General features: G+C 60.0%; 24 protein-coding genes. 15 read left to right on the forward strand and 9 right to left on the reverse strand.

The annotated features are described in order from the left end of the window. Nucleotides 1-474: 474 nt before the first annotated feature. Nucleotides 475-2,079 carry an RNA repair transcriptional activator RtcR gene (gene rtcR, locus D8U71_RS00005; RefSeq protein WP_125926751.1) on the reverse strand — a complete coding sequence of 535 codons (1,605 nt, stop codon included), beginning with the start codon at nt 2,077-2,079 and terminating at the stop codon, nt 475-477. Nucleotides 2,080-2,274: 195 nt separating this feature from the next. Here rtcR and D8U71_RS00010 point away from each other — a divergent pair, with 195 nt between their 5' ends. The 4 genes from D8U71_RS00010 (at nt 2,275) to D8U71_RS00025 (ending at nt 5,800) form a co-directional block, all read left to right on the forward strand. Then, nucleotides 2,275-3,501 carry an RtcB family protein gene (locus D8U71_RS00010; protein ID WP_130886895.1) on the forward strand — a complete coding sequence of 409 codons (1,227 nt, stop codon included), beginning with the start codon at nt 2,275-2,277 and terminating at the stop codon, nt 3,499-3,501. Nucleotides 3,502-3,512: 11 nt separating this feature from the next. Beyond that, on the forward strand, nt 3,513-4,301 hold the full coding sequence (locus tag D8U71_RS00015; protein ID WP_125926674.1) for a nucleotidyltransferase domain-containing protein: 789 nt from the start codon (nt 3,513-3,515) through the stop codon (nt 4,299-4,301). 9 nt (nt 4,302-4,310) lie between these two features. Further along, entirely contained in the window at nt 4,311-5,339 is a 1,029-nt protein-coding gene (rtcA, locus tag D8U71_RS00020; RefSeq protein WP_130886896.1) for an RNA 3'-terminal phosphate cyclase, read from the forward strand. Between the two features lie 173 nt (nt 5,340-5,512). Then, a complete protein-coding gene (locus tag D8U71_RS00025; RefSeq protein ID WP_122707059.1) occupies nt 5,513-5,800 on the forward strand; it encodes a hypothetical protein in 288 nt (95 codons plus the stop codon). An 81-nt stretch (nt 5,801-5,881) separates the two neighbouring features. Here the strand turns inward: D8U71_RS00025 and D8U71_RS00030 are convergent, their stop codons facing one another. Beyond that, a complete protein-coding gene (locus tag D8U71_RS00030) occupies nt 5,882-6,097 on the reverse strand; it encodes a hypothetical protein (protein WP_016774063.1) in 216 nt (71 codons plus the stop codon). 127 nt (nt 6,098-6,224) lie between these two features. Further along, complete coding sequence (locus D8U71_RS00035) at nt 6,225-6,500, reverse strand: hypothetical protein (RefSeq protein WP_024012416.1); 276 nt, start codon at nt 6,498-6,500, stop codon at nt 6,225-6,227. A gap of 186 nt (nt 6,501-6,686) precedes the next feature. Here D8U71_RS00035 and D8U71_RS00040 point away from each other — a divergent pair, with 186 nt between their 5' ends. Beyond that, nucleotides 6,687-7,016, forward strand: coding sequence for a hypothetical protein (locus D8U71_RS00040; protein ID WP_024012417.1), 330 nt, complete (start codon nt 6,687-6,689; stop codon nt 7,014-7,016). Between the two features lie 30 nt (nt 7,017-7,046). Here the strand turns inward: D8U71_RS00040 and D8U71_RS00045 are convergent, their stop codons facing one another. From D8U71_RS00045 to D8U71_RS00055, 3 genes are all read right to left on the reverse strand, one after another. Continuing rightward, nucleotides 7,047-7,991, reverse strand: coding sequence for an alpha/beta hydrolase (locus D8U71_RS00045; protein ID WP_130886897.1), 945 nt, complete (start codon nt 7,989-7,991; stop codon nt 7,047-7,049). A 113-nt stretch (nt 7,992-8,104) separates the two neighbouring features. Then, nucleotides 8,105-9,103: an NAD(P)H-quinone oxidoreductase gene (locus tag D8U71_RS00050; protein WP_130886898.1), complete on the reverse strand. Its 999-nt coding sequence runs from the start codon at nt 9,101-9,103 to the stop codon at nt 8,105-8,107. A 61-nt stretch (nt 9,104-9,164) separates the two neighbouring features. Next, complete coding sequence (locus tag D8U71_RS00055) at nt 9,165-10,364, reverse strand: YbfB/YjiJ family MFS transporter (protein WP_130886899.1); 1,200 nt, start codon at nt 10,362-10,364, stop codon at nt 9,165-9,167. Between the two features lie 111 nt (nt 10,365-10,475). Between D8U71_RS00055 and D8U71_RS00060 the strand changes: the two genes are divergently transcribed. Next, nucleotides 10,476-11,351, forward strand: coding sequence for a LysR family transcriptional regulator (locus D8U71_RS00060; RefSeq protein WP_130886900.1), 876 nt, complete (start codon nt 10,476-10,478; stop codon nt 11,349-11,351). A 181-nt stretch (nt 11,352-11,532) separates the two neighbouring features. After that, nucleotides 11,533-12,039 (forward strand): hypothetical protein, encoded by a 507-nt coding sequence (locus D8U71_RS00065; protein WP_241664185.1) that lies wholly within the window; start codon nt 11,533-11,535, stop codon nt 12,037-12,039. 41 nt (nt 12,040-12,080) lie between these two features. Here the strand turns inward: D8U71_RS00065 and D8U71_RS00070 are convergent, their stop codons facing one another. Continuing rightward, nucleotides 12,081-12,803: a pirin family protein gene (locus D8U71_RS00070; protein ID WP_130886901.1), complete on the reverse strand. Its 723-nt coding sequence runs from the start codon at nt 12,801-12,803 to the stop codon at nt 12,081-12,083. Between the two features lie 220 nt (nt 12,804-13,023). On the opposite strand from D8U71_RS00070, the gene D8U71_RS00075 reads away from it, so the two are divergent. Together D8U71_RS00075 and D8U71_RS00080 are read left to right on the forward strand one after the other, a co-directional pair. After that, nucleotides 13,024-13,974 carry a GlxA family transcriptional regulator gene (locus tag D8U71_RS00075; protein ID WP_130886925.1) on the forward strand — a complete coding sequence of 317 codons (951 nt, stop codon included), beginning with the start codon at nt 13,024-13,026 and terminating at the stop codon, nt 13,972-13,974. Nucleotides 13,975-14,064: 90 nt separating this feature from the next. Then, entirely contained in the window at nt 14,065-15,537 is a 1,473-nt protein-coding gene (locus D8U71_RS00080) for a winged helix-turn-helix domain-containing protein (protein ID WP_130886902.1), read from the forward strand. On the opposite strand, the gene D8U71_RS00085 is transcribed toward D8U71_RS00080, so the two are convergent. Both D8U71_RS00085 and D8U71_RS00090 read right to left on the reverse strand, forming a co-directional pair. After that, nucleotides 15,502-18,426, reverse strand: a complete 2,925-nt coding sequence (locus D8U71_RS00085) for a winged helix-turn-helix domain-containing protein (RefSeq protein ID WP_130886903.1) — start codon at nt 18,424-18,426, stop codon at nt 15,502-15,504. The genes D8U71_RS00080 and D8U71_RS00085 overlap by 36 nt on opposite strands. A gap of 134 nt (nt 18,427-18,560) precedes the next feature. Then, entirely contained in the window at nt 18,561-18,992 is a 432-nt protein-coding gene (locus D8U71_RS00090) for an AraC family transcriptional regulator (protein ID WP_071171751.1), read from the reverse strand. A gap of 236 nt (nt 18,993-19,228) precedes the next feature. On the opposite strand from D8U71_RS00090, the gene D8U71_RS00095 reads away from it, so the two are divergent. The 6 genes from D8U71_RS00095 to ycaC all read left to right on the forward strand — a co-directional run bounded on the left by D8U71_RS00095 (nt 19,229) and on the right by ycaC (nt 25,434). Continuing rightward, on the forward strand, nt 19,229-20,212 hold the full coding sequence (locus tag D8U71_RS00095) for an MBL fold metallo-hydrolase (RefSeq protein WP_130886904.1): 984 nt from the start codon (nt 19,229-19,231) through the stop codon (nt 20,210-20,212). Nucleotides 20,213-20,266: 54 nt separating this feature from the next. After that, a complete protein-coding gene (locus D8U71_RS00100; protein WP_039762138.1) occupies nt 20,267-21,190 on the forward strand; it encodes a LysR family transcriptional regulator in 924 nt (307 codons plus the stop codon). Between the two features lie 640 nt (nt 21,191-21,830). After that, a complete protein-coding gene (locus tag D8U71_RS00105; protein WP_024012430.1) occupies nt 21,831-22,244 on the forward strand; it encodes a DoxX family protein in 414 nt (137 codons plus the stop codon). Next, nucleotides 22,237-22,863 (forward strand): antibiotic biosynthesis monooxygenase, encoded by a 627-nt coding sequence (locus tag D8U71_RS00110; RefSeq protein ID WP_130886905.1) that lies wholly within the window; start codon nt 22,237-22,239, stop codon nt 22,861-22,863. Before D8U71_RS00105 ends, D8U71_RS00110 begins: the two co-directional genes overlap by 8 nt. A gap of 40 nt (nt 22,864-22,903) precedes the next feature. Beyond that, on the forward strand, nt 22,904-24,742 hold the full coding sequence (locus D8U71_RS00115; protein ID WP_110598921.1) for an amidohydrolase: 1,839 nt from the start codon (nt 22,904-22,906) through the stop codon (nt 24,740-24,742). 68 nt (nt 24,743-24,810) lie between these two features. After that, nucleotides 24,811-25,434: an isochorismate family cysteine hydrolase YcaC gene (gene ycaC, locus D8U71_RS00120; protein ID WP_016774080.1), complete on the forward strand. Its 624-nt coding sequence runs from the start codon at nt 24,811-24,813 to the stop codon at nt 25,432-25,434. Nucleotides 25,435-25,451: the final 17 nt, after the last annotated feature.

The raw sequence follows: 25,451 nt of genomic DNA on the forward strand, positions 1-25,451 counted from the left end.
TCGTCTGCTGTGAGCACAAAAGCAAACGCCCCGTACAAGTCGGGGCGTTTGCTGGGACCGCCATCAGTGCGTTTTCACACAGTCTTATCGCGCCGGGTTTTTTATTGCCACCGAATCCTCTCCCAACGTAGCCGAGATTTATGTGGGGACGGTTATCTGGGTTTTAAGGGCGAAGCCGAGCGGCGCCGGCACCTGAATGATCGATCCAGGCGCCGGCAACAAGCGTGTTTACTCGACTATGCAGATCCAACGGTGGTTGTATCGGTACGGCGCGCGAGTGAAATGAACATCTGAAACCATCTTCATGCCGCGCTCTTGAAGCGCTTCGGTCAGTTGTACGAGTGTCTCTGCCTGGATAGTCATTGCTGTCACCTCGTCAGATTTACTGCGTTCATAATTCTTGACCGAGAGATCAGGCGGCTAATTCATTTTTTCTACAGTAGTCATTCGCGCCGCATAAGCAGGAACACAGCGTTACTTCGCGCCAACTACCTCACCCCATTCAAGCCCGAACCGCCCCAGATACTTCCTCAAGCGATCGGCATCATTGGGTTGCGCCTTGGCCTGCCGGGAAACCCCGAATAACTGTCGGCCGGCATCCGACAGGCTGTCCGCCTGCTGGCACACCTCAATGACAGCCTTCAATTGCAAGCGATCGAACAAGTCCATGCTCTCGCCATCTCCTGGCAACTCAGTCGATAGCGCAGAGGGATGCGCCAAGCCCCACGCATATCGCAATCGTTCGATCTCATCATCGACCTGCGCTTCATCGATGCGCCCGCTGTCGGCCAAAGTTGCCATCCGCGTAATCGATGCGGACAGCTCGCGAAAGTTGCCCAGCCAGGCTGCTGCAGGTGAGCTGGCGAAGGCCAGGTAGCGTCGGCGTGCTTCCAGATTGAAGCGCACCCGCTCACCCTGTTCTCGAGCATGGCGTTCCAGTTCGAAGTCGATGTTCGGCTCGATATCTTCGCGGCGACCGGCGAGGCCGGGCAGGTCGAATGTCCAGAGGTTGATCCTTGCGTACAGGTCCTCGCGAAAAAGGCCTTCGGCGACCCGGCTGCGCAGGTCGCGGTGGGTGCCAGCGATGATCAAAAAATCACTCTCGACTTCCTTGTCCGAGCCCAGCGGGAAGAAGCGTTTCTCTTCGATTGCTTTCAACAGCATCGCTTGTTCGTCTGCGCCGAGCTCACCGATTTCATCGAGAAACAACATGCCACCATCGGCGGCGCGCAGCAGGCCATCGCGAGAGTTCTGCGCGCCGGTGAAGGCGCCTTTGACGTGGCCGAACAAGGCCGACATCGCGCCGTCGCCACGCAAAGTGGCGCAGTTGACTTCGACAAAGCGGCCCTGCATCTGATAGCGATTGCGTTTGAGTTCGTAGATGCGCCGCGCCAGGAAGGATTTGCCGGCGCCGGTCGGGCCGATCAGCAGCATGGGGGCTTTGGAGCGCAGCGCAACGCGCTCGATCTGTTCAATGGAGCGGTTGAAGGCCGGGTTGCGCGTGGCGATGCCGGACTTGAGAAATTCCAGGCCTTCCAGACGTTTGCTGGCGAAGCGTGAAGCAATCCGATCATAGCGCGACAGATCGAGATCGATCAGCGCATGAGTGCCGCAGGCGGGCTCGTTCTCGCTCTTGCGCTTGGCGGGGGAGGTCTGGATCAGTCGGGCCGGCAGATAGCGCGCCTCGGTGAGCAGGAACCAGCAGATCTGTGCGACGTGGGTGCCGGTGGTGATGTGGACGAGGTAATCCTCGTGCTCGGTGTCAAAATTGTACGCAGTGGTGAAGTCGTGCAGGGCGCCGTACACCTCCTCGAAATCCCAAGGGTTGCGCAGCGACAGTGGATGCAGGCGCACTTCGGTGCTTGGAGAAATCTGCTGGATGTCCGCTCGGACGCGCTCGGCGAGGCTGACGTCGCGCGCGTCGAGGCCGTGAATCAATTCAAGCCGATGGATAGGGAGACCTGTTTGTTGGCACAGACCTACGCTTGGTCGCCAATAATTCCACCGGCTGGCACCTTTGCCGACACGATCGAGGGTGGCTCCGATAAATCCGATGGCGACCGTGCGTTTGTTGGGCATGCTTATCTCATAAGATAAATGACGATATGCAATGATAATTTTGCTGGTTAGATTTGTCTTCCATAGATTATCGAGCCTCGTCCAATCAGAGATAAAAGCTATCAAAATCAGAAACATAGCAGAAACAACCATAGCCGCATCCAAAGCTGGCACAGCGGCTGCAATGCTGATGGAAACGAACATGGACACCAAGATATGAAAGACCAAACCTACCAGCTTCTCGAAGTCGCCAACGGCAAGCCCATCAAACTCTGGACCGAAGGTGTCCCGGTTGAAAACGAAGCCCGCGCGCAGTTGATGAACACGGCAAAAATGCCGTTCATCTTCAAGCATCTGGCGGTCATGCCCGATGTGCACTTGGGCAAGGGCTCGACAATTGGCAGCGTGATTCCAACGGTCGGCGCGATCATTCCCGCAGCGGTGGGCGTCGACATCGGTTGCGGCATGATCGCTGCGCGTACGTCGCTGACGGCTGCAGATCTGCCAGACAACCTGCATGGATTGCGTACTGCAATCGAACAAGCGGTGCCGCACGGCCGCAGTTCGAATCGTTCGCGGCGAGACAAAGGCGCCTGGGACCAGGTTCCGCAGCAAGCCGATCAGGCCTGGGCGGGGTTGCAGCCGCGCTTCAAATTGATCACCGACAAGTATCCGAAACTGGCCAATACCAACAACCGGGCGCATTTGGGGACGCTCGGTAGTGGCAACCACTTCGTCGAAGTGTGCCTGGATGAAGCCAACCGTGTCTGGTTCATGTTGCATAGTGGTTCGCGCGGCGTCGGCAACGCTATCGGCAACCTGTTCATCCAGATGGCCCAAGCCGATATGCGTCAGCACATTGCCAACCTGCCGGACCGTGACCTGGCCTATTTCGAAGAGGGCAGTCAGCATTTTGATGATTACGTGGAGGCGGTTGGCTGGGCGCAGGACTTCGCCAGACAGAACCGTGAACTGATGATGCGCGCGGTGGTTCAGGCCACGCGGCAGATCATCCGCAAGCCGTTCGAAGTGGCGCTGGAGGCGGTCAACTGCCACCACAATTACGTGCAGAAGGAACGGCATTACGGTGAAGACGTGCTGATTACCCGCAAAGGCGCCGTGTCAGCGAAGAAGGGCGAGCTGGGGATTATTCCGGGCTCGATGGGCGCCAAGAGCTTCATCGTTCGCGGTCTGGGCAATGAAGAGTCATTCAGTTCCTGCAGCCATGGCGCCGGGCGCACCATGAGCCGCACGAAGGCCAAGAATACCTTCACCGTCGCCGATCAGATTCGCGCCACGGCCCACGTGGAATGCCGCAAGGACGAAGCGGTGATTGACGAAATTCCGATGGCCTACAAGGACATCGACAAAGTCATGCACGCCCAGCGTGAGCTGGTGGAAGTGCTGCACACCCTGCGTCAGGTGGTGTGCGTCAAAGGATAAGGAAAGAGGTTATGGAATTCGAAGAGCGTCACCCGCTGTGCGGCACGATGCGCACACGGGTGCTGGCCGAGCTGGCGCGTTTGGAGCGCGAGCGCAATGTCACTGTTTTATATGCGTGTGAATCAGGTAGTCGGGCCTGGGGCTTCGCCTCCACCGACAGCGATTACGACGTGCGGTTTGTGTACGTGGAAAAGCCTGAGTGGTTCGTCCAGGTCGATACGCCTCGTGATGTAATCGAGCGACCGCTGGACGATGAGCTCGACGTCAGCGGATGGGAATTGCGCAAGACCCTCGGTCTGTTGCGCAAATCCAATCCGACGTTGCTCGAGTGGCTCGATTCGCCGCTGGTCTATCGCAGCGAGAGCGCTCAGGTGGCGCAGTTGCGCGAACTGGCCGAAGCGTTCTACAGCCCGCCAGCGGCACGCAACCACTATCTGTCGATGGCGAAGAAGAACTTTCGTGGTTACCTGCAAGGCGAAACTGTTCGCTTCAAAAAGTATTTCTATGTGCTACGGCCCTTGCTCGCGGTGCGCTGGATCGATCAGGGGCGAGGCCGACCACCGATGGTCTTCGCCGACCTGCTGAGCACCGTCGATGATCGCGCGCTGCTCAGCGAAGTCGACGAACTGCTGGCGCTCAAGCGCAATGCCGACGAGAGCGCTTACGGGCCGCGTCGTCCGGCGCTGCACCGGTTCATCGCGGCTGAGCTTGAGCGCGAAGCGCCAACATTACCCAGAACTCAGGAAGACTCGCGGCGGCTGGATCGCTACCTCAGGAACACCGTCAGGCTGTACGCGTAAGGAATTGCAATGAAAAAGGATGTAATTGAACTGGACGGCGCCATTGGTGGTGGCCAGGTGTTGCGCAGTGCGCTGAGCCTGTCGATGGTGACAGGCCGGGCGTTTCGTATTAAACAGATCCGCGCCAGACGCAGCCGTCCGGGACTGCTGCGTCAACATCTGACAGCCGTGATGGCGGCGGCCGAGGTTTGTGGTGCAGAGATATCTGGTGCGCATCTGGGGTCGCAAGCCCTGAGCTTCGAACCGGGCGAGATTCGCGGAGGCAACTTTCAGTTCGCTATTGGCACGGCGGGCAGTTGCACGCTGGTGCTACAGACGCTGTTGCCAGCCTTGTTGCGGGCGCCGCAGGCCAGCCGAGTGACGATCTCCGGTGGCACCCACAATCCGCTGGCACCGCCGACGGATTTCCTCTCGCGCAGTTGGCTACCGCTGCTGCGGCGCATGGGCGGCAATGTCGAGCTGGAGTTGCTGCGTCATGGTTTCGTACCGGCTGGCGGTGGCGAGATTGCCGTGACGGTGCAGCCGTCGCGCCTGACGCGACTGGATGTGTGTGAGCGCGGCGAGGCGATTTCACGACAGGCTCTGGCGCTGACTGCCGGACTTGCGCCTACCGTCGCTCAGCGAGAACTGAGCCAAGTGGCCAAGCGGTTGAACTGGCCAGCGGACGCGCTGCACCAAGTGACGCTTGATCCGGCGCGCGGCCCGGGCAATGTATTATTGCTGGAGTACGTTTTCGAACACGTCACTGAAGTGTTCAGCGCATTTGGCCAAGTGTCGTTACGCGCTGAGAAAGTAGCGGATGCCGCGATCAATCAGGCTGCTGACTGGCTGCGTAGTGGTGCTGCGGTGGCTGAGCATCTGGCCGATCAGTTGCTGTTGCCGATGGCGCTGGCCGGCGGTGGATCGTTCACCACGCCGCGCATGACTGATCATTTACGCAGCAACATTGAAGTCATCCAGCTGTTTTTGCCGGTCCGTATTGATTGTCAGGAGGAGGGCAGTGATCGCTTGCGGATAGCAGTTTCACCAACTCATTAGTAGCGACCTGCGATCCCGAAGACAGTCGCAAAACCTCACTGAGAGCGCCACTAGCCCTCAGCCATTAGCACATTCGACCTAATTGCCCCTGTTCCGGCTCGACCTTAAAGTCCTGTCGCTTGGCAGCTGACTGTCAAATTTTTCCGGTACAAAATCAAAAAGGTCGATCTGCAATGAACTCATCAAGGACTATTCCGGTTCTCGCTTTAATCGCAACACTGGTCCTCGCGGTCACTGGATGCCAGACCGTAAAGCCGGGGGAGAGTGATCTCAAGAATCGCGCACAGACCACCATCGGCAAACCCGTGATCAAGGTTTCCAACATCCGCAGTGACTTCAATACAACTTTCTATACCGCTCAAACCGAAAGCGGTGAGTATATGTGCGAGCTGCCGAGCGGCCCGATGGTAGCTCTGGGTTCCATGGGCATGGGACTGGGCGCTCAGTGCACCAAACAATGACGAACCAGCCTCTTCGCCGCTAAAAAAAAGGCCAATGTCGATGACATTGGCCTTTTCTCTTTAACGAATACTCGGCGCAGATCAGTTGGTTTTCGAGTTCAACTTGCGCAGTTCTTCATAGGTCGCCGATTGCACGAACCAGAAGCCGGAGACAATGCACCAGCCCAGGGTGCCGCCTACGAACATACCGAGACCCGAGAGAAAGCTCTGGCTCATCATGAAGAGGGAAACGATCAGGATGACCGCCAATGCGATGTAGAGAACGATGTTGTTGACGCCGATGACGAAATCTTTCATTTGCATTCTTTGGATGTATTTTCCTCTGGCCGCCCTCTATGGCGGCCAGTGCGCGCATCATATTGATATCACCCGGTGTTGCGCTAGTTTCGGTGTCGGATTTTCGTTACTAAAAGCGAATCCACTCTTACTGAGCGGGTTTTTTATCCAGGTCTTCGGAATCGCTCGACGTCGCGGCATCCTTTTCTGTCTCATGCGGCTCTGATCCCGCGTTGGCGCCTGAGGACTCTTCGCCTTTCTTGTTCGCCTTCTCGTCATGGTCGCGAGAGCTTTCTGCATGATTGACGCCGGGCAAGGCCGTGGCAGGGGTTGCTGCGCCCGCCGTGGATTCGGCTGCCGAAGCGTGAATCGGGCCGATCAGGCACAGGCTGAAAAACGACAAGGCGAAAATTTTCTTGTTCATCACGTGGGCCTTCTGCGCGGTGGGATGTACAGCGTTGGATAGGCCTGTCTGGCAAAGGTGCGCGGTACTGGACGAGCGGCGAATTTCACCCTGATGAAAAAAATCCTGACAGCAGGCAAATTGCTGGCCCCCAGAGACATTTTGCCCCGGCAAAATCGCCTTTTTTCAAAAGGTTAGGTTGGCTATATGCGGACGATTGTCATCACCGTTGCGATGCTTTCCCTGGCTTTGATCGCCTCGGGAGTGCAGGCAAAAGAGTTAAGCAAAGGCCATCGCTTTGCCTGCACTTGGGGCTCGGATATCGCTGCCGGGGCGCAGCGATCGAAATTGTCAGGAGTTTCATTGTATGGCGCGCGCAAGCAATTGCAGGTTCGCCGGTTCCAGCAGCCTTGGATGCGCATGACCGCGATGGGGATTACCGAGCAGACCTACAACAGCAGTTCCAAGCTCAAACCGGCAGCGGTCAAGCAGACCTATTATGAGCAATGCGTACGCCACGAATTGGCTCGGCGCTGATGCCCCTTTATCCAGCACTGGTAACACAGCTTAGGAATCGCCAGAACCCTTGGCGACTGCCGGCCCGGCCACCCGCGGCAACGGCTTGCTCTGCATCAACGCATCCAGAGCCTTGCGATACCCCTGACCGCCAAGCGCCATGCTGTTGTTGTGCGTTGCTCCGGGCACCAGCAACAGGCGCTTGGGCTGCTCAGCGGCATTGAACAGCTGCTCGCTGAAGCGCGGCGGCACGAAGGCATCAGCCAGGCCATGCACCACCAAAAGCGGCATATGAATATCGGCGATCTTGTCGATGGAGTCGAATTTCTGCGAGAGCAACCAGCGCACCGGGAGCGAGGTGTTGGCCACGGCGGCGGCTACGTCGGCGAGAGAAGTGAAGGTCGATTCAATGACCAGACCGCGTACCGGCAGAGGTGTGTGGTTGCGCGCCGCGTTCTGTCCCAGTTCGGCCGCCAGATCAATCGCCACCGCGCCACCGAGAGAGTGGCCGTAGATCAGGCGCTTGTTCGGGTCCGGTTGCAGCAACTGGAAGCGCTCCCACGCCACGCGGGCATCTTCATAAACGCTGCTTTCGGATGGTAGATCACCCTTGCTTTGGCCGAACCCTCGATAATCGATGGCCAGCACCGAATAGCCCGCCGCGCGTAGTTGCTCTATGCGGAACAACTGTCCGGTGAGGTTCCAGCGCACGCCATGCAAGTAAAGGATTGCCGGGGCATTGGCACGTTCCGCCGGCCACCACCAGGCATGGATGTTCTGCCCGGCCTTGAAACTCTTCGGTTGCAGATCGAATTCCTGAACGCTCCCGGGCAGTCCGCGATACCAGCCGGCAGTGCCCGGCTCAATGCGAAAAAGCAGTTTGCGCTCGGTGTGTTCCAGCACCGCACAACTCGTCGGCACGCCAATGATCAGCGCGGCCATCATGGCGAACGCCAGGCGGCGGCGTCGCAGACGAGTCAGCAAGGACAGGAACATTAATCGTTTCACCACGGCGCAGACAAAGAACGCTTTTTACCAGATGCCTCGGTCTGCGCGTGATTATTTTCGACCACCGTGCATGTGCAACGATTACAAGATGCTGCAATCGCTCACGCCACTTGCAGGACGATCTTGCCGATGTGATCGCCGCCCTCCATGCGGGCATGGGCCTGAGCCGCGTCAGCCAGCGGGTAAACCTTGTCGATGATCGGCAGGCAGCGCCCGGCGCTGAGGGCAGGCCAAACGTGTTCTTGCAGTTGATCGGCGATGGCGGCTTTCTCCGCAGCGGTACGTGCGCGCAGCAGCGAACCGGTGACCACCGCGCGTTTGCCGAGGATCGCCAGCAGATCCACGTCGTTAGCGCGGGCGCCACCGAGAAAGCCGAGCATCACCAGTCGGCCATCCATTGCCAGTGCGCTGATGTTGCCGTTCAGATACGAGCCACCCATGATGTCGAGAATCACGTGCACGCCTTGATCTGCGGTCTTCTCGGCAATGATCTTGGCAAAATCTTCTTCCCGATAGTTGATCGGCTGCCCGCCAAGTTTGCTGATTGCGGCGCATTTTTCAGGACTGCCGGCGGTGGCGAACGCCTCAATACCGAATTCACGGCAGAGCATCAGCGCGGTGGTACCGATGCCGCTGGTGCCGCCGTGAATCAGCACGCGCTGGCCGGCCTTGGCACCGCCGAGGCCAAACAGGTTGGCCCAGACGGTGAAAAACGTTTCCGGAATCGCGGCGGCCTGGACCCAATCGACTCCATCCGGCACAGGCAAAGTCTGGCCGGCGGGTACCGCGCAATACTCGGCGTATCCGCCGCCATTGGTCAGTGCGCACACACGATCGCCCACAGCGAACCGCGTAACTCCGGGACCCAGTGCAACCACTTCGCCAGCCACTTCCAGGCCGGGAATCGGGTCCATCCCGGGTTTCATCGGATATTTGCCGGCGCGCTGCAAGGCATCCGGACGATTGATGCCGGCAGCGTGAACGCGGATAAGCACTTGGCCTTCGGCAACGGTCGGCAGAGGCACGCGCCTGGCTTGCAATACTTCAGGGCCGCCGGGTTCGGTGATTTCAATACGGGTCATTTCGTTGGGCAGTGACATTGTCGATTCCTGTGAAAAAGGTCGTGTAGATGGGAACGCTGGCAGCGCGCAATGATTCCCTTCAGTTCGCCGCGCAACGGGGTTCAGTTGTAGAGGGCAGCCAGCGCATGGCTTGCTCCAGCAGTAGAGCGACGACGATTGCGCCAGCGGCGATCACAAACAGCAGCGTGTGCTGGCCGCCCGAGGCATTGAACAATGCCGAATAGGCAAACCCGGCCAGCGCCTGAAAGGTTGCGAATGACACAGTGGCACGGCTCCAGGCGATCTGCTGACGGTGATGCGACGGCACCAGTTCATGCACCCGGGCCAGGGCCAGCGGCACGATGCCCGGCGGGAACGAGCCGAGAATCACCGCCAGTAAAGCCAGCGCCAGAAATGAATGGGAGACGGCCAGCAAACCGAGGGCGATGGCTTGCACTACCAACACCAGTCGAATACCAGTACGGGCGCCAAGCTGGTCAGCCAGAAACCCGTAAGTCACCGGCCCGACAATCGCCCCCAGGCCATACATGACCCAGACCATTGCGCCGATATGTGCCCCGGCACCCAATCCACGCGCTACGTAATCCACCAGAAACACCATTGCAGGCACCGGCCCGGCGGCCATGAACGCGTATTGAGCGAATAACAGGTAAACGCCTGGCGGTGTTGGCTCATCAGCCGACGTTGCGTGCGCAGCCACGGCATGCGTGGTATCCGCAGGCCAGCCGAACCAGCTCACCGCGGTCAGCAACAACGCCAGCGCGCCCAGTCCCAGCCATGTTGCCTGCAAGCCAAGAGTCAGCAGTGGCGGCACGATGGTGCCGGAGCCGGCAATCCCCAGGCCGATGCCAAGGAAGATTGCGCCACTGGCCAAGCCTCTGCGAGCAGCCGGAACGTGAGGCAGCACGGTTGCCGCCACCAGCACCATGATCGCGCCACCAGCAATCCCGGAGAGCAAACGCCAGCCGAAGAACCAGCTCACCGACAGCGGATAAGCACAGGCAAAGAATGCCGCCGTGACCGCCAGCATCATCAGGCGCAAGGCGTTGCGGTTGCCTGTTCGGTGAGCCATGGGCCGACCGAGCAGGGCGCCGATCAAGTAGCCAACCAGATTGGCCGCGCCGAGGTAGACGACATCATTGGCCGAAAACCACTGCGCCTGAATCAGCGAAGGGATCAGCGGCGTGTAGGCGAAACGCGCCAGACCAATGCTGACCAGACTGGCGCAAAGTCCGGCGAAGATCGGCAGCCAGATGCCGGTAGAATTTGCAGTACGCATGATCGCGATCTCACAAGAGGTGTATGGCGCTCAGCTTATCGGCTATCGTTGCTGCGCATACGCAGCGATTAAGCGGCACAATGATGCAAAAATGCTTCAAAGAGGATCAGTATGAATTGGGATGATGCGCGAGTGTTTCTGGCGGTCTGTCGCGAGTCGACATTGCGCGGGGCTGCGCGTGTTCTGGGCGTCGATCAGGCCACGGTCGGACGGCGCATTACTGCGCTGGAGAAGGCATTGAGCGCGACGCTGTTCCTGCGTACCTCCGACGGTTACGCGCTGACCGCCGTTGGTGAAGCGGCGCGTGAAAGTGTGGAAAAAATGGAGCATTCGGCGCTGGAACTGGAGCGACACATCCACGGGCTGGATGACCGTCTGACCGGTAACGTACGGGTCAGCACCACCGACTCGATGGCCATTGACTTCATCATTCCGGCAATGGCGCGCCTGCATGATCAACATCCAGATGTGCAGATCCAGCTGGATGCGTCGACGCAAATCCTCAGTCTGGCCAAGCGCGAGGCCGATATCGCGGTGCGCAATACCCGGCCGGATAACCCCGATCTCATCGCTCGACGGATCGCCCGTTGGCCTGTAGGACTTTTCGCAGCACAGGCCTATGTCGATCGCCATGGAGAACCGCAGCCCGGCAGCGCTTTCGAGGGCCATGATCTGGTGGTCTATCAGCCGTACTTACAGAGCAAAAAAGACCTTACGCTGGTCTCTGAACCGTTGACCCGCGGACGCATCGTCACCACGCTCAGCTCCAGCCTTCTGGTGCGCCGCTCTATTGCCGCTGGCCTCGGGGTAGGCGAGATACCTGTTTACATGGGGCAACGCGACGGCCTGGTCAGACTCTGGCCGGAGCGGACCCGGCCGCTGCCGTATGAAGTGTGGCTGGTCACCCATGCCGACCTGCGTCACACCGCGCGGGTACGGGCGGTCATCGAGCAGATCGTTGAGGCCTTTGCGCTGGAAAACGAATAAGTGGTTCAGGGTTTTGCCCGAGGCTACAATTGCTGACGAAACAGCCTACGTCCGAGACAGAATGGGCCGGCTTGTTGTAGTCCGTGATGAGTTCTATTGTCACTACAGCTCGATGCAGACCTCAGTGACGCATCGAAACGGAGAGCCAGGGAAGGCCGCGTAGCCGCAGAAAGGTGCCGAATTGAAAATCAGGGAAGTGAATCAATATGCGGTCACGGACAGATCGAATGCAGGGCGGGACAGGCAAACCATGAGCAGCATAAGTCGCGAAGAATTCGATGCCAGGATAGAGACCATCGAGACGAGGATGGACGGCCGCGTGGCAGAAATGCGCGCCGACATTCGCGGGTTCCTCGCTGCTCAGGCAGAGCGGGACAAGGTCTATCTTGAACGGGACAAGGCACTGCAGGAGCGGGACAAGCGTTATGACGTGATGTGGATGGGCGTGCAGAAAATTGCCGACGAATCGCGGGAAGCGATCAGGCAGGCATCGACGGTAAAGGCCAATTACTGGGCTGCCACCACTGTGCATTTCCTCGGCGTGGCTTCCTTGCTTGTTGGCGCACATTTCGCCAATCAGGCGGCGGTGTTGACCACCATACAGACCACGCTGGCAGCGATTCAGATTGGCAAAGAGGTATCGTCACCCAAACCTGTCGTACAGCCCTCAACAGTGCCGCCGCAATAAAAAACGGCCTTCATTGGAAGGCCGTTCTGCATCGCGCCAGATCATGGCATTTCCGGCAACTCGTGAGGGCGCAAGTCGAACACCAGCACTTCGGCATCGATACCGTTGCTCAAAGTGAGCAGCTGTTCTTCACGAACCCGCACGCCGTCGCCTTCCTGCAAGGCTTGGCCATTGAGTTCGACACTGCCACGCGCAACGTGCACGTAGGCGTAACGACTGGCCGGCAATTTCAGCGTGGCACTTTCCTTGCCGTCGAATAACCCGGCGTAGACCCGCGCATCCTGACGGACTTTCAGAGAACCGTTGCTACCGTCCGGCGAGATGATCAGTTGCAGACGACCGCGTTTTTTCTGCGCGCTGAAATGCTCCTGTTGATAGCGCGGTTTGGCGCCGCTGACGTCCGGCACGATCCAGATTTGCAGAAAGTGCACGGGCTTGGTGGCCGAGTGGTTGAACTCGCTGTGCGCCACGCCGCTGCCGGCGCTCATCAATTGCACATCACCGGGGCGGATCACCGAGCCAGTGCCGAGGGTGTCCTTGTGTTCCAGCGCGCCTTCGAGCACATAGGAAAAGATCTCCATGTCGCGGTGCGGGTGCTGGCCAAAACCTTTGCCGGCGGCGACCCGGTCATCGTTGATCACCAGCAGATCGGAGAAACCCTGTTCACGCGGGTTGCGGTAGCTGGCGAAAGAAAAGGTGTGAAACGACTTCAACCAGCCGTGATTGGCGAGGCCGCGATCGGAGGCTTTGCGAAGAGTCAGCATGATGAAATCTCCTGGTTGGACGTGAATTCGTCCGAGTGAGGAGAAGGTTACTGGTTACCTTGGGAGGCAATAAGTAGATGGAAATTGAAAGACTGTCCGGCTCAGGTTGACAGTTTTGCGTTATGGTTCACGTATTCGATTACGCTCATCACGACTCAGTTGGCCATAATGCCCCGGCTGTAGCGTGCGTATTGACCCTTGAATATGTGTGATGCCTACCATGAAAACCGTGGCAATGGTGCTGTTCCCCGACTTTCTGATGCTCGACATGGCCGGGCCGCTGGAAGTGTTTTCAGTCGCCAACCGTTATCTGAAACCTGATTTGCACTATCAACTGACGACACTAGGGACGGAGCGCGGCTTGCTCAAGGCTTCCAATGGTGTACAGGTTCAGGCTGATCTGCACATCGACGAGGCGGCCGAGCGCTATGACCTGTTATTGGTGCCCGGCGGCCCCGGCGCCTATAACCAGAGATTTCCCGAGCTGTTTGGCTGGTTGAAAAAAGCCGTGCCGCGCGCGGAGCGTTACGGTTCGATTTGCACTGGCGCATTCATCCTCGGCCATGCCTGCCTGCTTGACGGTTATCGCGTCACCACGCACTGGAACTACACCGAGCGCCTGATCAAGGCTTTCCCGAAAACCACGGTGACCACCGACCAGATCTACGTTGAGGATCGCAATCTCATCACTTCGGGCGGCGTGACCGCTGGCATCGATCTGGCACTGGCGGTGGTGGCCAGGGATCACGGCAAGAAAATCGCCCAGGACGTCGCCAAGGTTTTGTTGGTGGTGATGAAGCGTCAGGGTGGGCAAGCCCAGTTCAGCCCATTGATGGCGGCCGTCTCACCGCAACAAACGCCCATCACCCGCGCGCAGAATTACGTACTTGAACACTTGGATGAGCCCTTCACAGTCGAGCGCATGGCCGGATTGGCCAATATGAGCGCACGGCACTTTGCTCGCCTGTTCGCCCGTGACGTCAACATGACTCCCATGGAGTTTCTGCAGAATGCCCGCATTGACTGCGCGCGAAACCTGTTGGAAACCAGCGATCTGCCGCTGAAAACCATCGCCTACAAAAGTGGTTTCGGCAGTGTCCGGCACATGCGCTCGCTATTCGCCGAAAAGCTCGGTCTTACGCCGTTACAATACCGCGAACAGTTCAGCTAGAGCGGTTCTGTCCGTCAGACGCAGCCGGATGTCCGTGCTGCGTCGGCTCCGGCGGTTGTATCGTCACGCAACAGTGCCAAGATGTTTGGCATGAATAATCACAACGACACAAGCCAAGGTTCGGTGCTGCGTTTTGGCCCCTACGCCTTTCATGTGCGCCAGCGTCTGGTTCTTGAAGGCGAGCAGCCGCTGCGCATGGGTGGGCGCGCCATGGACATTCTTCAGGTGCTGCTCGAACACGCGGGCGAGGTAGTCAGCAAAGAGCAGTTGATTGCTCGTGTGTGGCCGACTTCGATCGTCGAAGAGATCAACCTGCGGGTGCACATCGCAGCGTTGCGCCGCGCACTGGGTGACGGCATAAACGGTCAGCGTTTCATCATTCACGTGGCGCAGTGCGGCTACAGTTTTGTCGCCCCGGTGGAGCAGGGCACAAGTGATGCGCTGCACATGCCCGCTGCCGCCCTCACGCCACTGCACAATCTTCCGGCACGACTGACGCCAGTCAGTGGGCGCGACGCCCTGATCGGTAGTCTGGTTCGACAAATGCCGGTGTGCCGCTTGATGACCATTACCGGTGCGCCGGGTGTTGGCAAAACCACTGTGGCACTGCGCGTGGCGGAATTGCTGCTGCAATACTTTCGCGATGGCGCCTGGTGGGTCGACCTTGCCATGCTCGAAGATGACAAACCCTTGCTCGACCACCTGTTGCACGCCCTGAATACAGACTTTTTCACACTGACGGGCCGGCACGCCTTGTTGGTGCTGGATAACTGCGATCACCGGCGCGACAGTTGCGCGACTCTGGTAGAGACCCTGTTGCATGCCGCGCCTCGCCTGTCGATTCTGGTCACCGGCCGCGAAGCCTTACACATTCCACAGGAAGCCGTTCATTACGTGCCGCTGCTGGCGATTCCCAAGCGCTCTACATTGAACTCCGTCGAGGAAGCCATGGGCTATCCGGCGGTGCAGTTGTTCGTCAATCGCGCGCGAGCGCGGCAACAGGGCTTCAGTTTGCGTCAACAGGATTTGTCAGGCGTGCGCGAGATCTGCCGCCAACTGGACGGTCTGCCGCTGGCGATCGAGCTCGCCGCTGCGCAGATCGACGCGCTGGGCTTGATCGGCTTACAGGCACAGGTTGAAAACGGTCTGCAGTTGCTTGGCCAAGGACGGCGCACTGCGGAGCCGCGCCATCAGTCAATGGCCGCTGCGATCGATTGGAGCTTCCAGTACCTGACGGAAATGGAACAGCGGGTGCTGCTGCGTCTGTCGGTGTTCAGCACGGGCTTTACTCTGGAGGCTGCGCTGAGCGTGATCAGCAGCGTGGATCTGGCGGGATCCAGGTTGAGCGCAATTATCGAAGGGTTGGCGCGCAAGTCACTGCTCATTCAAGAACCCAACCGGGCAACGGCACGCTATTGGATGCTCAACACCGTGCGCCGCTATGCCCGTGATCGCTTTGAGCGCAGCGACGACAGGCTCGAACTGCAACAGCGTCATGCGCGCTATCTCAGCCGCACGCGCAATGCGTCAGGCCAGGCACTGCTCGCGCAGGCTGTCGAGTAGCAGGCGGACCTTGCGCAAGTCCGGGGTGGCGTAGCCTTCGGTGAAGCGCTGGTAAATGGGGCTGAGCAAATCCCATGCTTCGCGATGGCGGGACTGGCGCTGCCATAATCGGGCGAGGTCCGTGGCGCTGCGCAGCTCCCAGGCCAACGCGCCCTGGCTTCTGGCGATGGCCAGAGCTTGTTGCAGGGTTTGTTCGGCTTCTCGGGTTTCAGCGGTGTCTGAGCAGGCCGATTCGCGAGCAGGCTCGCTCCCACAGGAAACAGCGCACAACTCGGAATTTGCGCCCGACACCGACCCCTTGTGGGAGCGAGCCTGCTCGCGAAGGGGCCATTCTGAACCCTTCACTAATGCCACCGCCCGTGCCCGCACTATCTCCGCTGCACTCCAACCCGCATCCCCGGTGCGCGCGCGCTCCACCAGTGCATCATCGACAAAACGCTCATCCAGCGTAACCATCACTTCCCGGATCAAACCGCTGCTCTGCGTCGATACCGGCGCGGCATTATCCGGATCGATCACCTGCGCGTAGTGCCGCGCCCAATTATTGAACAGCAGTACCGAATGCTTCTGCGACTGCTCCAGCAACAATTGCAGGAGCGCGCGGGCGTTGGCGGCGTCGCCGTTGTAATGGGCGATCAGACAACTGGCCAGCGCCAGCGTGTAGCAGATCGATGTGCCATGGTCGATCTGCACGGCAATATCCAGCGCCTGCCGTGCCGCGCGCCATGCCTGTTCTGGCAGACCCTGCAGCCATAGCACGCGGGCCAGTACCGTCAGCGAAGCGACGCTCTGGTCGTACTGCACGCCAAAGCCATGGGTGAAACGATTGAGATGGCCGCTGTGGGCCATGCGTTGCAGCACCTGCTCGGCATGTACGCGCGCCTGCGGTTGGTCGCCGGCATAATGCAGGGCCAGCACGCGCAAGCGATGCGTGCTCAGCGACAGCAATGGCTCGTCGTGCACGCCGATGCGATCAAATTGCTCACTCTGCGCCAGCGCCATGCGGTAATGCCCGCAACTCAGATTGACCGCCATATGCCCCGATATCGCACGCAGTTGCCCGGCCAGATCGCCGTGTTCCTCGGCCAATTGGCAGGCGTCGACGAAGGCCTGAATGGTTTGTGGCGTGCCGCCCCAGGTGTGATAGCTGGCGCTACCGAGCGCCAGTTTCAAGGCGATTTGCAGGCGAGGGCAGGGCGGTAGCAGCGAGTCTGCTGGCGAAGCCTCCAGCAAACTCAGTGCCCGGCGCACATAGCGGCTGTAATCGCGCAGCAACGACAGCTCCTGCCACAACGGTGCCGACGCGGCTGCCAGCTGCACGCCCAGCTCATCTGGTCCCGGCCCGTCGAGGCTCCAATCCAGCGCCGCGCGCAAATCCTCCAGCCCCCTCGCATAGCGCTCCATCCACAATACAGTCGGAGTATTGTCCCAATCCGCCTGCGCCTGCTGCATCAGTGTCAGGCAGCGCTCGGCGTGGCGTTGGCGGGTTGCGCTGAGCTCGTCAGCCTGTTCGAGTTTTTCCAGTGCGTAGTGGCGCGTGGTGTCGAGCAACCGGTAGAAAACATCTTCGTCGCCCACTTCGACGCTCAGCAGGGATTTGGCCACCAGCTGCGTGACAGCGGTGAACACCGCGCCGGGGTCGATCTGTTGGCCGATGACCACCGCTGCCGCCGAGGCGAGCGTGAAGCTGCCGCGGAAAATTCCCAATCGCCGCAAACAGGTTTGCTCGCAGGCGTTGAGCAGGTTGAAGCTCCAGTCCATCGTTGCGCGCAGGGTCAGGTGGCGCTCGGCGCTGCTGTGGTGTCCGGCCGACAATGGCGGCAAACCCTCGCGCAATTGCTTGAGCAATCCGTCCATGCCCAATTCGCTGATCTGCGCGGCGGCCAGTTCCAGCGCCAGCGGAATGCCGTCCAGGCGCTGGCAGATTTCGATCGCCTGCGGTAGCTCGGCGCGACTCAGTTGAAAGCTTTCCCGCGCCGCGGTGGCGCGCTCGACAAACAGTTGCAGCGCGGCAAAGCCCAGCGCCTGAGCCGGCTCCATCGGCGACGACATGGACGGGCATTCGAGCGATTCCAGACGCTGCACGAACTCGCCCTCCGCGCGCAGGCTCTCGCGGCTGGTGGCGAGGATATGCACCTTTGGCGCTCCCCGCAGAATCTGCTCGCTGAGCGACGCGACCGCATCGATCAAGTGCTCGCAGTTGTCGATCACCAACAACATTTGCCGTTCTCGCAGGCCGTCGACCAGACCAGCCTGCGCATCGCCTTCTGGCGCGGACAGATCAAGCAGCGTCGCCAGATGCGAGCCGATCAGCGCGGGATCGGCGATGGGCGCCAAGTCCACCAGGCGGATGCCGTCGCGATACTGGTCGAGCAATTGTTCGGCGACGCGCAGGGCGACGGTGGTCTTGCCGATGCCGCCGGGACCGACCAGAGTGATGCAGCGTCGGCGCGGCAGTTGCGCGATCAGGTGATCGATCACGGGCTGGCGCCCAATCATCCGCGTACGACGCAGCGGCAGGTTGTGTCTGGCGACGGGCATCGCCGGTTTTTGTTCGATGCTGTCGAGCACGATCGGTGCGACAAAACTGTAGCCGCGCTGCGCCACGGTGACGATGTAGCGCTGGCCGTTCTGCCCGTCGCCAAGCGCTTTGCGCAGGGCCGCCATGTGCACGCGCAGATTGATGTCTTCGACGACGCTGTCTGGCCAGACGCAGGCCATCAATTGCTGTTTGCTCACCACTTCACCGGCGTGGGCCAGCAAAATCAGGAGGATATCCATCGCCCGCCGTCCCAGGCGCAGAGGCTGTTGGCCTTCAATTAGCAGTCGTTGCCCGGGATGAATCCGATAGGGGCCAAACGCAATGGCCTGATTCGGGGAGAAACTCAACAGCGCGCTCCTGCGGTGATGCGGCGGACAGGGCGAATCAGTCCCTGGCGCATGCGCAGGCCTTCTGATCCGGGGTGTCCGGGCATAATCCTCAGGTTTGAGCATCAGTGCAACGGGTGGCGTAACGGCAGCAGTCAAAACACCGCAGGCTGCGCTGCGTTGTTTTTCGGTCTGCCCATGACTCGACAGCGCCAGGCGAAGGGGTTGATGCCCTCGCTGCGGGTGAACATGTGGCAGAAGTGCGCCTGATCGCAGAAGCCGCATTCGAGGCTGATTTGCGTCAGGCTCAAGTCGGTGTGCTGGATCAGCAACTTGGCCCGGGCCAGGCGCTGGGCGCGGATCCAGTCCTGTGGCGACAGGCCGGTGCTGCATTTGAATGCACGGGAGAAGTGACTGCGCGACAGTGAGCAGGCGCGGGCCAGTTCAGCCACTTCGAGACTTTCGCCCAAGCGATCGAGGATCAACTGTTTGATCTGGCGTTCGCGCTGCGGACTGAGTCCGCCAGTCGTGTTCTTCCGCGGTTCGCAGGCAGGGGCGAGGGCGACGGTTTGCTGTAGATAAGCCATGGCCAAGGTCCGTGTCGGTGGGGAATACACGGTCGGCGCATTCCCTCAGGTCAAAAAAGCAACGCTGCGCAGAGGGCTTCATTGTTGGGCGAGGGCTTGAGGCTGACGAGTTAATCGTTGTTAATTTCCTCGCCCAGGCTGGAACTCAGCACATCCTTGCAAGTCAGCGCCCGGTGCTTTGCGCGACGATGTCGACAAAGCACGGCCGCCGTTGGCCAGGTTCAAAGGGGAATGCAATGAAAGGCTTGGTGAAAGCAGCAACGACCCTGGCGGTCATGCTGGCAATGTCCGGCGCGATGGCGCAGGCACCGCAGGTGGGCACTCAGGCGCCGGGTTATTTCCGCTTGGCGGTGGGCGATTACGAAGTCACCGCGTTGTTCGACGGTTACAACGATTTGTCGCCGAAGTTGTTGCAGGGCATGAGCCAGAGTCAGATTCGCGCGCTGCTCGCACGCCGTTCGATTGAAACCCCGGGCGTGCAGACGGCGTTCAATGCCTTTCTGGTCAACACCGGCACACAACTGATTCTGGTCGACACCGGCGCAGGGCAGTGCATCGGCGCCACCGCAGGCCAACTCTCGGCCAACATGCAGGCCGCCGGTTACAAGCCTGAGCAGGTCGACACAATTTTGCTGACCCACCTGCACCTTGATCACGTCTGTGGTCTGGTCGATGCCGAAAAGAAACCGGTGTTCGCCAACGCCACCGTGTTTGCAGCCAAAGCCGAGGCCGACTACTGGCTCGATCCGGCAGCACTGGCCAAAGCTCCGGCGGGAGCCAAAGAGTTTTTCAAAATTGCCCAGGATTCGACGGCGCCCTACGTTGCCGCTGGCCGCTTCAAGACGTTTGCCGCCGGGCAGTCGCCATTGCCGGGACTGGTCGAAGCAACCCTCGAAGCCGGGCACACCCCGGGCAGCACCACGTACCGCTTCACCTCGCAGCAGCAGAGCATCGTGTTCATGGGCGATCTGGTGCACAACCTCGCGGTGCAGTTCTTGCACCCGGAAGTCTCGATCGGTTTCGACGTCAACAGTCAGCAAGCGATCGCCAGTCGGCAGGCAGTGTTCAGTGCTGCGGCAGCGAGCAAGACCTGGGTGACGGCAGCGCATCTGCCGTTCCCGGGCATCGGCCACATCGCCGCCGAGGGCAAGCATTTCCAGTGGGTGCCGGTGGAGTACGGCCCTTACAAACGCGCGGCGAAAGTGCCGTTGATCGAGTAAAGTGCCCAGCGCCAGTGGCATAAAGCGTCTGACACCGATAAGGAAACCACGCCCATGAACCGTAACGATCTGCGCCGCGTCGACATGAACCTGCTGGTGATTTTCGAAGCGTTGATGTTCGAAAAGAACCTGACCCGCGTTGCCGAAAAACTGTTCATGGGCCAACCGGCGGTCAGTGCTGCGCTGGGGCGCTTGCGTGATCTGTTCGACGATCCGTTGCTGCTGCGCAACGGTCGCGGTATGGAACCGACGGCGCGGGCGCTGGCGATCCTCAAGGAGCTGCAACCGGCGATGGACGTGATTTCCGGCGCAGTCAGCCGCGCCAAGGAATTCGAACCGGCGAGCAGTTGCGATGTGTTTCGCATCGGACTGTCGGACGACGCCGAGTTCGGTCTGTTTCCGCCGCTGTTGCGCCAGCTTCAGCAGGAGGCGCCGGGGATTGTCGTGGTGGTACGCCGCGCCAACTACCTGTTGATGCCGGCGCTGTTGGCCTCTGGAGAAATCTCCGTGGGTGTCAGCTACACCACGGATCTGCCGGCCAATGCCAAGCGCAAGAAGCTGCGTGATATTCCCTGCAAAGTGCTGCGCGGCGACGACCGTCCGGGGCCGCTGACGCTGGACGAATATTGCGAGCGTCCGCATGCGATGGTGTCGTTCTCCGGTGATCTGAGCGGCAATATCGACCTGGATCTGGCCAAGATCGGCCGCTGCCGCCGGGTGGTTCTTGGTGTGCCGCAGTTCAGCGGCTTGCGCGCCTTGCTCGCCGGTACCGAGATGATCGCCACGGTGCCGGATTACGCCGCCTGTGCCCTTGTTGAAGGCTGCGCACTGCGTGCCGAAGACCCGCCATTCCCGATCGATGCCGCGCAGTTGTCGATGGCCTGGAGCGGGGTGCACGACAACGACCCGGCAGAGAAATGGCTGCGCTCGCGCATTAGCCAGTTCATGGCGGCGCCGCTGGATATTCCGGCGCTTTAACCGCCCTCGATTACACAAGCAGTTCTCCTGTGGCAGCGAGCCTGCTCGTGAAAGCGGTGTGTCAGTTAGTGTGGATGTGACTGGCCTGACGCCTTCGCGAGCAGGCTCGCTCCCACTTTGTTTTTGTGGCGGTCTGCAAATTGAATGCACGCTGCCAATCCCCGTGTGGGAGCGAGCTTGCTCGCGAAAGCGGTGTGCCAGGCAACGTATATGTGACTGACCTGACGCCTTCGCGAGCAGGCTCACTCCCACTTTGTTTTTGTGGCTGTCTGCAAATTGAGCGCATGCCGCTAATCCCTGTGGGAGCGAGCCTGCTCGCGAAAGCGGTGTGTCAGTTAGTGTGGATGTGACTGACCTGACGCAATCGCGAGCAGGCTCACTCCCACATTGTTTTTGTGGCGGTCTGCAAATCGAATGCACGCCACCAATCCCTGTGGGAGCGAGCCTGCTCGCGAAAGCGGTGTGTCAATCAACGTATATATGACTGACCTGGCGCCTTCGCAAGCAGGCTCACTCCCACATTGTTTTGTGGCTGGCGGCAGAACATCAAAGACCTGAAAAGCAACTAAGCACACCCATCCAATTTCTTCCGCGCCGGCCTTGGCATGATTCCCGTCAATGACATTCAAAGGGTCGGGTCATGATTGCTACGAGGGATGAACAGGCGCGCGACATCGGGTTGCTGTTCCTGCGGGTCAGCGGCGGGTTGTTTCTGTTGTGGGTGCACGGCTTGCCGAAGTTGCTGGACTTCACCGCGCAGTTGCAACTGATCGAAGACCCGTTCCATCTCGGCGCCCACCTGACCCTGATCCTGGCGATCTTCGCCGAAGTCCTCTGCCCGTTGCTGATCGTCGCCGGTGTGCTGGCGCGTTTGGCCTGCTTGCCTATTCTCTTTGTACTGCTCGTGGCGCTGCTGGTCGTGCATCCGCAATGGAGTGTGGCTGAAGGGCAGTTTGGCTGGTTGCTATTGATTCTTTTCACCACCGTATTGATCGCCGGGCCCGGACGGCTGGCGATTCCTGTTCGTTTGCCCGGAGTGCTGCGTTATGCCTGAAGTCCTCAATTCACAAGCACCGGGGGCCGATAAGACCGTCACGTTGATCATCAAACACTCGGTCAAAACCGGTTTCGAATCGGCGTATGAAGCATGGCTGCGCAACATCGTGCGCGTTGCCGGGCAGCGCGAAGGGCATTTGGGTGTGGACGTGGTGCGCGGCAAGCGCGGGCGTCTGGATTTTTACACGTGCGTATTGCGCTTCAGCTCCACCGAAGCGATGCAGGGCTGGCTGGAATCCTCCGAGCGTCAGGCGCTGGTGGCTGAAGCCGCACCGATGCTGGCTGACGGTGATCAGACCGAAGTCGCGCCGGTCAATGAATTCTGGTTCACACCGCTGGCCGAAGCCGGCTCGCCACCGCCGCGCTGGAAGCAGGCTGTCGTCACCCTGTTAGTGATTCTGCCGCACACCCTGCTGGTGCCGCTGATCTGGGGGCCGTTGCTGGCGCTGCATCCGCTTCTGTCCAACTACGTGGTCGCCACGTTCCTGATCACCCTGACCATCGTCCTCTCGGTGGTCTACGTGGTGATGCCGCCGGTCACCCGTCTGTTCACCCCGTGGCTGGAAGCCAGTCAGGCCCATGAACACCTCGATTCCCAAGAAACCTCGCCGCGTTGAGCGGGGTTTGCTTCTTTTCACTTTCGCTTGAGGAACTGCGATGAGCGCCGATCTGATTTTATTCAATGGCCAGTTTCATACCGTAGACCGGGAAAAACCACTGGCCAGTGCGGTGGCGATCAAGGACGGCCGCTTCGTTGCCGTCGGTAACGATGCCGAGGCCATGGCCCTCAAGGGCAGCGCCACACAAGTGGTCGACATGAAGGGCCGCTGCGTCATCCCTGGCCTCAACGACTCGCACCTGCACCTGATTCGTGGCGGTTTGAACTACAACCTCGAACTGCGCTGGGAAGGTGTGCCATCGCTCGCCGACGCGCTGCGTATGCTCAAAGACCAGGCCGATCGCACGCCGACCCCGCAGTGGGTGCGCGTGGTCGGTGGCTGGAACGAATTCCAGTTCGCCGAAAAACGCATGCCGACCCTGGAAGAAATCAACCAGGCCGCGCCGGATACTCCGGTGTTCATCCTGCACCTCTACGACCGTGCGCTGCTCAACCGCGCCGCCCTGCGCGTGGCCGGTTACACCCGCGACACGCCGAACCCGCCGGGTGGCGAGATCGTGCGCGACAGCAACGGCAACCCGACCGGCATGCTGGTCGCGCGGCCGAACGCGATGATTCTCTACTCGACCCTGGCCAAAGGGCCGAAGCTGCCGCTGGAATATCAGGTCAACTCGACCCGCCAGTTCATGCGTGAACTCAATCGCCTCGGCCTGACTAGTGCAATCGACGCCGGCGGTGGTTTCCAGAACTATCCGGACGATTACCAGGTGATCGAGCAACTGGCCAAAGACGATCAGTTGACCGTACGCATCGCCTACAACCTGTTCACCCAGAAGCCGAAAGAAGAGCTGACCGATTTTCAGAACTGGACCGGCAGCGTCAAGTTGCATCAGGGCGACGACTACCTGCGCCACAACGGCGCCGGCGAAATGCTGGTGTTCTCCGCCGCCGACTTCGAAGACTTCCTCGAACCGCGCCCGGACCTGCCGCAGACCATGGAGCAGGAACTGGAACCGGTGGTGCGCCACCTCGTTGAGCAGCGCTGGCCGTTCCGTCTGCACGCCACGTACAACGAATCGATCAGCCGCATGCTCGACGTGTTCGAGAAGGTCAACCGCGACGTTCCGTTCAACGGTCTGCCGTGGTTCTTCGACCACGCCGAAACCATCACCCCGCAAAACATCGAGCGTGTGAAAGCGCTGGGCGGCGGCATCGCGATTCAGGATCGCATGGCGTTCCAGGGTGAATACTTCGTCGATCGCTACGGCAAACAAGCCGCCGAGGCCACGCCACCGATCAAGCGCATGCTCGCCGAAGGCGTGCCGGTCGGCGCCGGTACCGACGCCACCCGCGTGTCCAGTTACAACCCGTGGACTTCGTTGTACTGGATGGTCAGCGGTCGCACCGTTGGCGGTCTGGCGTTGTACGAAGAAGGTTTGCCACGCAGCACCGCGCTGGAACTGTTCACCCACGGCAGCGCTTGGTTCTCTTCGGAGCAGGGCAAGAAGGGCCAGATCCGTGTCGGCCAACTGGCAGACCTCGCTGCACTGAGCGCGGACTTCTTCAGCGTTGAAGAAGAAGCGATCAAGTGGATCGAGTCGGTGATGACCGTGGTCGGCGGCAAGATTGTCTACGCCGCCGGCGACTTCGAAGACCTCGGCCCGCGCTCGATTCCGGTGCTGCCGGACTGGTCGCCGGTAGTCAAAGTCCCGGGCCACTGGCGCCCGAACTCGCCGTTGCAAGCGCAGGTTCACCAGTGCAGCGGGCCATGCGCCGTGCACACCCACAGCCATGAAAAAGCGCGGATGTCGAATGCACCGGTCAGCGATTTCGCCGGTTTCTGGGGCGCGTTCGGCTGTTCCTGCTTCGCGTTCTGAGTTTGAAAAAAGCGCCGGTCATCAGGGCCGGCGCTTCCCGTAACAACCATCCATCCAGGAGTTTTGCCATGAGCGTTCCTTACAAGCGTCTGAACAAAGATGATGCCGTCGTCCTGCTGGTCGACCACCAGACCGGTCTGATCTCGCTGGTGCAGGATTTCTCGCCGAACGAGTTCAAGAACAACGTGCTGGCACTGGGCGACATCGCCAAGTTCTTCAAGCTGCCGACCATTCTGACCACCAGCTTCGACGCAGGTCCAAACGGCCCGATCGTGCCTGAGCTGCTCGAGCAATTCCCAGACGCGCCGTTCATTCAGCGTCCAGGCCAGATCAACGCCTGGGACAACGAAGACTTCGTCAAAGCGATCAAGGCCACCGGCCGCAAGCAACTGATCATCGCCGGTGTCGTGACCGACGTTTGCGTAGCTTTCCCGACCCTGTCGGCGATCGCTGAAGGCTTCGAAGTGTTCGTCGTCACCGACTCGTCGGGTACCTTCAACACCACCGTGCAACAAGCAGCGTGGGCGCGGATGTCCGCCGCCGGTGCACATCTGATGAACTGGTTCGCTGTGGCCTGCGAGCTGCAGGGCGACTGGCGCAACGACATGGAAGGTCTGGCGCATCTGCTGTCCGAGCGTCTGCCTAACTATCGCAACCTGATCAACAGCTACACCAAGTTCACTGCCAAGTAATCTGGTCGAAAGTCAAA

This window comes from Pseudomonas sp. Sample_21, from assembly GCF_004307525.1.
GTDB lineage: Bacteria > Pseudomonadota > Gammaproteobacteria > Pseudomonadales > Pseudomonadaceae > Aquipseudomonas > Aquipseudomonas atacamensis.